The organism is Streptomyces sp. H51 (assembly GCF_035656535.1).
In the GTDB taxonomy this organism is placed as follows: domain Bacteria; phylum Actinomycetota; class Actinomycetes; order Streptomycetales; family Streptomycetaceae; genus Streptomyces.
Genome location: NZ_JAYMHD010000076.1, coordinates 138,545 through 146,068, shown reverse-complemented (window position 1 = coordinate 146,068; position 7,524 = coordinate 138,545). Strand labels below are relative to the sequence as shown.

Annotated in this window: 6 protein-coding genes and 1 pseudogene; 3 read left to right on the top strand and 4 right to left on the bottom strand. The window is 71.3% G+C overall.

The genetic code is table 11. The features are described 5' to 3' along the window. From VKA29_RS28935 to dxr, 3 genes are all read right to left on the bottom strand, one after another. Nucleotides 1-179: flavodoxin-dependent (E)-4-hydroxy-3-methylbut-2-enyl-diphosphate synthase (locus tag VKA29_RS28935; protein ID WP_324788950.1), on the bottom strand; the 179-nt coding region annotated here is incomplete at its 3' end. A gap of 205 nt (nucleotides 180-384) precedes the next feature. Next, nucleotides 385-1,677 carry a site-2 protease family protein gene (locus tag VKA29_RS28930; RefSeq protein ID WP_324788948.1) on the bottom strand — a complete coding sequence of 431 codons (1,293 nt, stop codon included), beginning with the start codon at nucleotides 1,675-1,677 and terminating at the stop codon, nucleotides 385-387. A gap of 8 nt (nucleotides 1,678-1,685) precedes the next feature. Continuing rightward, a complete protein-coding gene (dxr, locus tag VKA29_RS28925; RefSeq protein WP_324788943.1) occupies nucleotides 1,686-2,942 on the bottom strand; it encodes a 1-deoxy-D-xylulose-5-phosphate reductoisomerase in 1,257 nt (418 codons plus the stop codon). A gap of 186 nt (nucleotides 2,943-3,128) precedes the next feature. Between dxr and VKA29_RS28920 the strand changes: the two genes are divergently transcribed. Further along, the gene (locus VKA29_RS28920; protein WP_324788942.1) at nucleotides 3,129-3,578 is read left to right on the top strand and encodes a lamin tail domain-containing protein; all 450 of its coding nucleotides are present in this window, start codon (nucleotides 3,129-3,131) and stop codon (nucleotides 3,576-3,578) included. A 19-nt stretch (nucleotides 3,579-3,597) separates the two neighbouring features. Here the strand turns inward: VKA29_RS28920 and VKA29_RS28915 are convergent, their stop codons facing one another. Continuing rightward, nucleotides 3,598-5,532, bottom strand: a complete 1,935-nt coding sequence (locus VKA29_RS28915; protein ID WP_324788941.1) for an acyl-CoA dehydrogenase family protein — start codon at nucleotides 5,530-5,532, stop codon at nucleotides 3,598-3,600. A gap of 423 nt (nucleotides 5,533-5,955) precedes the next feature. Between VKA29_RS28915 and VKA29_RS28910 the strand changes: the two genes are divergently transcribed. Both VKA29_RS28910 and VKA29_RS28905 read left to right on the top strand, forming a co-directional pair. Continuing rightward, complete coding sequence (locus tag VKA29_RS28910) at nucleotides 5,956-7,008, top strand: LacI family DNA-binding transcriptional regulator (protein WP_324788939.1); 1,053 nt, start codon at nucleotides 5,956-5,958, stop codon at nucleotides 7,006-7,008. 50 nt (nucleotides 7,009-7,058) lie between these two features. Continuing rightward, nucleotides 7,059-7,478: pseudogene (locus VKA29_RS28905) on the top strand (hypothetical protein); the annotation flags it as partial. Nucleotides 7,479-7,524 lie beyond the last annotated feature (46 nt).

The following is a 7,524-nucleotide window of genomic DNA, read 5'->3' as shown; positions in this document are numbered from 1 at the left end:
AGCTCCGCGATCTGCTGCAGCGTGGCACCGATGTCCGAGGTACGCGTCGTCGTCATCGACTGCACCGACACCGGGGCGTCGCCGCCCACCGGCACGGAGCCGACCTGGATCTGCCGGCTCTTGCGGCGCTCGGCGAGCTTGGTCGGAACGGACGGCATGCCGAGAGAAATCGCAGTCATCTGCTGTGCAACCCCAAGTCGTGATCCAAGGTCCGGTCCCGTCAACACCGGGCTCCGGGCTCCGAGATTACGGCACCGGCGAGGCCCCGGGCACATCACGCCCCGCGCCGCCGCCCGACGCGCGACGGCGCATCACGCAAGTGCCGCCGCCCGACGCGCGACGGCCCGGCACACGGCGTGCCGGGCCGTCGTGAACTCCCGGTGGCTACGAGATTCTGACCGGGTTGACGACGTCGGCGACCAGGACCAGCAGGGTGAAGCAGACGAAGATCCCCGCCACCACGTACGCCACCGGCATCAGCTTCGCCACGTCGAACGGTCCCGGGTCCGGGCGGCGCAGCAGCTTGGCCGTGTTGCGGCGCAGCGACTCCCACAGGGCCCCCGCGATGTGGCCGCCGTCCAGGGGCAGCAGCGGGAGCATGTTGAACAGGAACAGGGAGAGGTTGAAGCCGGCGACCAGCATGACGAACATCGCCAGTTGCTGGCTGGCCGGGATGTCGAGGGTGAAGATCTCACCGCCGACCCGGGCCGCGCCGACCACGCCCATCGGGGAGTCCGCCGCGCGCTTGCCGTCGCCGAAGGCCGCGTCCCACAGGCCGGGGATCTTGGCGGGCAGGCTCGCGATGGAGTCGACGGCGTCCCCGACCCGGTCGCCCATCCAGGTCAGCGACTCGTCGAAGTCCTGCCGGACGATGCCGGTGGCGGCGCTGAAGCCGAGGAAGCCGGCGGTGACGTACTTGCCCTGGACGATCTGGCCGCTGGAGTCCTTCTTGGCGACCTGGTTGCTGGCGATCTTCGCGTGCAGGGTGATCTCGGCGCCCTGGCGTTCGACGACGACCGGCACGTTCTTGCCGGGGTTGGCGCGGATCAGGTCGGACAGCCGGTTCCAGTCGTCGGTCCGGACGCCGTTGAAGGAGACGATCTTGTCGCCCGCCTTCAGGCCGGCCGCCGCCGCCGGGGAGGCGGGGTCGCTCTTCTTGCAGGTGTCGCGGTTCTCGCTCTGCGCGATGACGCACTGGGACACCGAGCTGACGGTGGTGGTCTGCTGCGAGATGCCGAAGCCCATCAGGACGGTGAGGAACAGCGCCACCGCCAGGATCAGGTTCATGAAGGGGCCCGCGAACATCACGATGACCCGCTTCCAGGGGGCGCGGGTGTAGAAGAGGCGGGTCTCGTCGCCCGGCCGCAGTTCCTCGAAGGCCGCCGAGCGGGCGTCCTCTATCATGCCGCGCCAGGGCGAGGTGGAGCGGGCCTCCAGCCGGCCGTCGGGACCGGGCGGGAACATGCCGATCATGCGGATGTACCCGCCGAACGGGACCGCCTTGATCCCGTACTCGGTCTCGCCCTTCTTCCGCGACCAGATGGTCGGGCCGAAGCCGACCATGTACTGCGGCACGCGGATGCCGAAGAGCTTGGCCGTGGACAGGTGCCCCAGCTCGTGCCACCCGATCGAGACCAGCAGGCCGAACGCGAAGACCACTATGCCGAGGAAGAACATCAGGGTCGTCATGCACGGGCCTCCGCCGTCTGTGCCGCCAGTTCCCGGGCCCGGGTCCGGGCCCAGGTCTCCGCTTCGAGGACGTCCGACACGGTGAGTGAGGTTCCCGTGCGCGGGGTGCCGTGCTCCTCGACCACCCGGGTGACGGTCTCCATGATCCCATTGAACGGCAGCGCGCCGCCGCGGAACGCCTCCACGCACTCCTCGTTGGCCGCATTGAACACCGCCGGGGCGGTGCCCGCGAGCTCGCCCACGTGCCGGGCGAGGTTCACCGACGGGAACGCGTCGTTGTCGAGCGGGAAGAACTCCCACGTCGAGGCCTTGCTCCAGTCGAAGGCGGGCGCCGCGTCGGGGACGCGCTCGGGCCAGCCGAGACCGATGGCGATCGGCCCGCGCATGTCGGGGGGCGTCGCCTGGGCCATCGTGGATCCGTCCGTGAACTCGACCATCGAGTGGACATACGACTGCGGGTGCACGACCACCTCGATCCGATCGAAGGGAATGTCGTACAGCAGGTGCGCCTCGATGACCTCCAGGCCCTTGTTCACCAGGGTCGCGGAGTTGATCGTGATGACCGGCCCCATGGCCCAGGTGGGGTGGGCGAGGGCGTCCTCGACGGTGACGTGGGCCAGCTGCTCCTTGGTGCGGCCGCGGAAGGGGCCGCCGGAGGCGGTGACGACGAGCTTGCGGACGTCCGCGCGGGTGCCGGCCGCCAGCGCCTGGAAGAGGGCGGCGTGCTCGGAGTCGACCGGGATGATCTGGCCGGGCTTGGCGAGGGCCTTGACCAGCGGGCCGCCGACGATGAGCGACTCCTTGTTGGCGAGCGCGAGGGTGCGGCCCGCCTCCAGGGCGGCGAGGGTGGGGGCCAGGCCGATCGAGCCGGTGATGCCGTTGAGCACGGTGTGGCAGTCGGAGGCGGCGACCTGGGCGGCCGCGCCGGGCCCGGCGAGTATCTCGGGGAGCGGCTCCCCCGCGCCGTAGCAGGCGGCGAGCGCCTCGCGCAGGGCCGGTACGACGTCCTCGCGGGCCACTGCGACGGTCCGCGCCCTGAGCCGGTGCGCCTGCTCGGCGAGGAGGGCCACGCGGCCGCCGTTGGCGGACAGGGCGCTGACCCGGAAGCGGTCGGGATTGCGCAGTACGAGGTCGATGGCCTGGGTGCCGATCGAGCCGGTGGAGCCGAGGATCACCACGTCCTTCGGGCCGTCGCCCGCTGCCGGGTCGTAGACGAGGTGGGGATCGGCGAGTGGGGCTGGACTGTCGCTCATCCCCCCATTGTTGCCGAGACGGGCCCCGAGGAGGACAGGGCGTCCCGCGCCCGGGCGGGTTGTCGCGCACTGCGCGGATCGCAGCGGAATCGCCGTTTGTGAAACCAGCGTGAAGATCATGTGATAACACTTCTTCACCGGCCGTGGACGACCGGCCGGCGGACGAAGACCCTTGGGGGGAATTCCATGCGGACACGCGCCGCCCTGCCCGCGCTCGCGGGCGCCGCGCTGCTCACCGGCACGCTGCTCAGCTCTCCGGCCGAAGCGGCCGGGAGCGTCCACATCTACGAGGTGTACTACGACAGCCCCGGCTCGGACACCGGCTCCAACACGAGCCTCAACGCCGAGTGGGTCAAGATCAAGAACTCGACGTCGTCGACGGTCTCCCTGAAGAACTGGAAGATCAAGGACGCGACGGGCCACACGTACACCTTCGGCGACGTGAAGATCGGCCCGGGCAGCAGCAAGAAGGTGCACACCGGCAAGGGCACCGACACCGGGACCGACAAGTACTGGGGCCGTTCCTGGTACGTGTGGAACAACACCGGCGACACCGCGAAGCTCTACCGGGCCGGCGGCACGAAGGCCGACTCGTGCACCTGGTCGTCGCGGGGCAGCGGCTACAAGTACTGCTGAGCCGCCGCCCCGCCCGGCCTCACCGGATGGGCCGGTGCACGTTCTCCTTCGTCGCCGGTCCGGGGGACGCGTCGGCGATCCACGGGCCCTCGCCCGACGGGTCGACGACGCCCTCCTCCAGCCACGTGTACGTGCCGGACATGACGCCCTTGACGACCCGGCGGTCGATGTCGTCGGTGTTGGTCCACAGCCGGCCGAAGAGTTCCTCGACACGGACCCGGGCCTGGCGGCAGAAGGCGTCGGCGAGCTGATAGGCCTCGCGGCCGTGGTCGCCCTCGCTGCGCAGGAGTTCGGCCCGGACGCAGGAGGCGCTCATCGCGAACAGCTCCGCACCGATGTCGACGACGCGGCCCAGGAAGCCCTGCTTGGTCTCCATCCGGCCCTGCCAGCGGGACATGCCGTAGAAGGTGGAGCGGGCCAGCCTGCGGGCGCTGCGCTCGACGTAGCGCAGGTGCCGGGAGAGGTCGACCCCGTGCCGGAACTCGGCGTAGGAGCCGGGGAGCTGCCCCGGGCCGGCGACCAGCTTCGGCAGCCACTTCGCGTAGAAGGCCCCGGCGTTCGCGCCCGCCTTCGCCTTGTCCGACAGGGACTTCTCGGGGTCGATCAGGTCGCCGGCGACCGACAGGTGGGCGTCGACCGCCTCACGTGCGATGAGCAGGTGCATGATCTCGGTGGAGCCCTCGAAGATGCGGTTGATGCGCAGGTCGCGCAGCAACTGCTCGGCGGGGACGGCACGTTCCCCGCGGGCCGCGAGGGAGGCGGCGGTCTCGAAGCCGCGTCCGCCGCGGATCTGGACGAGTTCGTCGGCCATGCGGTACGCCATCTCGCTGGCGTACAGCTTGGCGAGGGCGGACTCGATGCGGATGTCCTTGCGGTTCTCGTCGGCCATCTGCGAGGACAGGTCGACGACCGCCTCCAGGGCGAACGTCGTCGCGGCGATGAAGGAGATCTTGGAGCCGACGGCCTCGTGCTCGGCGATGCGCCTGCCCCACTGCGCGCGGGCGTCGGTCCACTCCCGGGCGATCTTCAGACACCATTTGCCGGCGCCCGCGCACATCGCCGGCAGCGAGAGCCGGCCGGTGTTGAGCGTGGTCAGGGCGATCTTCAGGCCGGCGCCCTCGGGACCGATGCGGTTCGCGGCGGGGACCCGGACCTGGTGGAAGCGGGTGACGCCGTTCTCGATGCCGCGCAGGCCCATGAAGGCGTTGCGGTTCTCGACGGTGATGCCGGGCGACGACGCCTCCACGATGAAGGTGCTGATGCCGCCGGGATGGCCCTCGGACTTCGGGACCTTGGCCATGACGACGAGGAGGTCGGCGACCACGCCGTTGGTGGTCCACAGCTTCACGCCGTCGATGACGTAGTCGTCGCCGTCGGGGACCGCGACGGTGGCCAGGCGGGCCGGGTCGGAGCCGACATCGGGCTCGGTGAGCAGGAAGGCGGAGATGTCGGTCCGGGCGCAGCGCGGCAGGAAGACCTCCTTCTGCTCGTCGGTGCCGGCCAGCTTCAGGGGCTGGGGTGCGCCGATGGACTGGTGGGCGGAGAGCAGGGTCGCGATGGCGGGGCTGGCGGAGCCGACCAGGGCGAGGGCCTTGTTGTAGTACACCTGGGTGAGGCCGAGGCCGCCGTACTTGGTGTCGATCTTCATTCCGAAGGCGCCGATCTCCTTCAGGCCGCTCACGACCTCGTCGGGGATCTGCGCCTCGCGCTCGATCAGGGCGCCGTCGATCTTCGTCTCGGTGAAGTCGCGCAGCTTGGCGAGGAACTCCTCGCCGCGCTGGGCGGCCTCGACGGCGGGGCGTGGATGGGGGTGGATGAGATCGAGGCGGAAACGGCCGAGGAACAGTTCCTTGGCGAAGCTGGGCTTGCGCCAGTCCTGCTCCCGGGCTTCCTCCGCCACCTGCCGGGCCTCACGTTCCGTGACGTTCGACCGGGGTGGTGTTGGTGCGGACATCGAGGCTCACCTCGCCGCGAATTGGGGATCTTGGTCCGTTTTGGTTACCGACGGGTTCTACGCGATCGTATGTACCCGATTCGGGGTGCGGACACCACCCTTCGCGCAGTCGTTCAGCCGATGTGACGGGAGCGCTGGGCCGGACGGACGCCGCCGGTGGCGGAGTTGCGCCGGGGCGGCTTCCGGGGGACGGTTCGGGGTACGGACCGGCGGCGGGCGTCCGGCGAGCCGGGACTCCGGGGCTCCGGGGCTCCCGACTCCCCGGAGCGGAGGATGGTGCGGGGACCCGCCCGGGAAAAGCTGTCGAAGCGCTTCGACAGCCTATGGACACCAGATCCCGCTGGAGATAGGGTCGAACCACCTCTCACCCTCCCTCGTTCGCACTGCGCACTGTCGAAGCGCTTCACATGCTTGGAGAGCCGGATGGTCACCCTCGCCGAGGTCGCCCAGCACGCCGGAGTCTCGGCGAGCACGGTGAGCTATGTCCTCAGCGGCAAGCGGTCCATCTCCGCGACCACCCGGCAGCGGGTCGAGCGGAGCATCCGCGAGCTGGGCTACCACCCGAACGCGGGCGCGCGGGCCCTGGCGAGCAGCCGGTCGAACATCATCGCGCTGATGATCCCGCTGCGCACCGACATGTACGTGCCGGTGATGATGGAGATCGCCATCGCGGTCGCCACCACCGCCCGCACGCACGGGTACGACGTGCTGCTGCTCACCGGCGAGGAGGGCCCCGACGCCGTCCGCCGCGTCACCGGCAGCGGGCTCGCGGACGCCATGATCCTGATGGACGTCGAACTCGACGACGAGCGGCTGCCGCTGCTGCGGGGTGGGGGCGCCCCCGGTCGAGCGAAGTCGGGAGCGGGGGACGGCGAGCCCTCCGTGCTGATCGGGCTGCCCGCCGACACCGCCGGTCTCACCTGCGTCGACCTCGACTTCCGGGCGACCGGCGCGCTGTGCGTGGAGCACCTGGCGATGCTCGGCCACCGCGACATCGCCGTCATCGGCGAGGCCCCCGCGGTCTACGAGCGGCACACCGGCTTCGCCGAGCGCACCCTGGACGGACTGCGCTCGCGCGCACGGGAGCTGGGCATCCGGCTGCTGCACCGCCCGTGCGAGGGCGGGTACGACGCGATGACCGTCACCCTCGCCCGCATCCTCGACGAGCGCCCGGGCACCACGGGCTTCGTCGTGCAGAACGAGTCGGCCGTGGAACCGCTGCTCGCCCTGTTGCGCCAGCAGGGCCGCGCCGTGCCCGAGGACGTGTCGGTGGTCGCGATCTGCCCGGAGCAGGTCGCCGTCCATGCCTCGGTGCGGCTGACGTCCGTCGCCATCCCGGCCCAGGAGATGGGCCGGCACGCCGTGGAACGCCTGGTCGCCAAGCTCGACGGCCACGGCTCGGACGAAGTGGTGCTGATCGCACCCGAGTTGACGGTACGGGCGAGCACGGGACCGGCGCCCTCCACCACCTCCTGACCCAGCTCTCGCCGCCCTCCGGGCCACCTTCAGGCCCCTCAGGAGCACCCCACGGCTTCCGCGACCCGGCCATGCCGCTCGGCCCGGACATGACCGGCGGCCCCGACGAGGTGTGGTCCTGCGGCGAGGAGGCCGGCGCCCGGTCGGTCGACGACGCCTGCCTCTTCGGCCCGGACCTGCTGGTCGCCCTGGTGCTCACGGCGGACGCGACGACCCGTACGGCGTACCTCCCGGCGGGCGCGCGCCGGGCGGACGCGTGGACGGACGCGTGGACCGGCGGACACGTGGACCGGCGGACGCGTGGACCGGCGGGCGCGTGGACGGACGGACGCGTGGACCGGCGGGCGCGTGGACGGACGGACGCGTGGACGGACGGTACGGACGAGGGCGGCGCGTCCGTCACGGTCGGCGCTCCGCTGGACCGCATCGCGCTGTTCCCGCGGGACGGGGCGAGCCCGCCGGTCGCGGAGCGGGCGACGCACGGCCCGAGCGGGCCGCCGCGGACCGCGGCGGCCC

Bases quoted from the DNA above. Each gene is read 5' to 3' on its own strand.
- VKA29_RS28930 (WP_324788948.1), bottom strand. From the start codon at position 1,677: ATGTTCTTCCTCGGCATAGTGGTCTTCGCGTTCGGCCTGCTGGTCTCG.
- dxr (WP_324788943.1), bottom strand. From the start codon at position 2,942: ATGAGCGACAGTCCAGCCCCACTCGCCGATCCCCACCTCGTCTACGAC.
- VKA29_RS28920 (WP_324788942.1), top strand. From the start codon at position 3,129: ATGCGGACACGCGCCGCCCTGCCCGCGCTCGCGGGCGCCGCGCTGCTC.
- VKA29_RS28915 (WP_324788941.1), bottom strand. From the start codon at position 5,532: ATGTCCGCACCAACACCACCCCGGTCGAACGTCACGGAACGTGAGGCC.
- VKA29_RS28910 (WP_324788939.1), top strand. From the start codon at position 5,956: ATGGTCACCCTCGCCGAGGTCGCCCAGCACGCCGGAGTCTCGGCGAGC.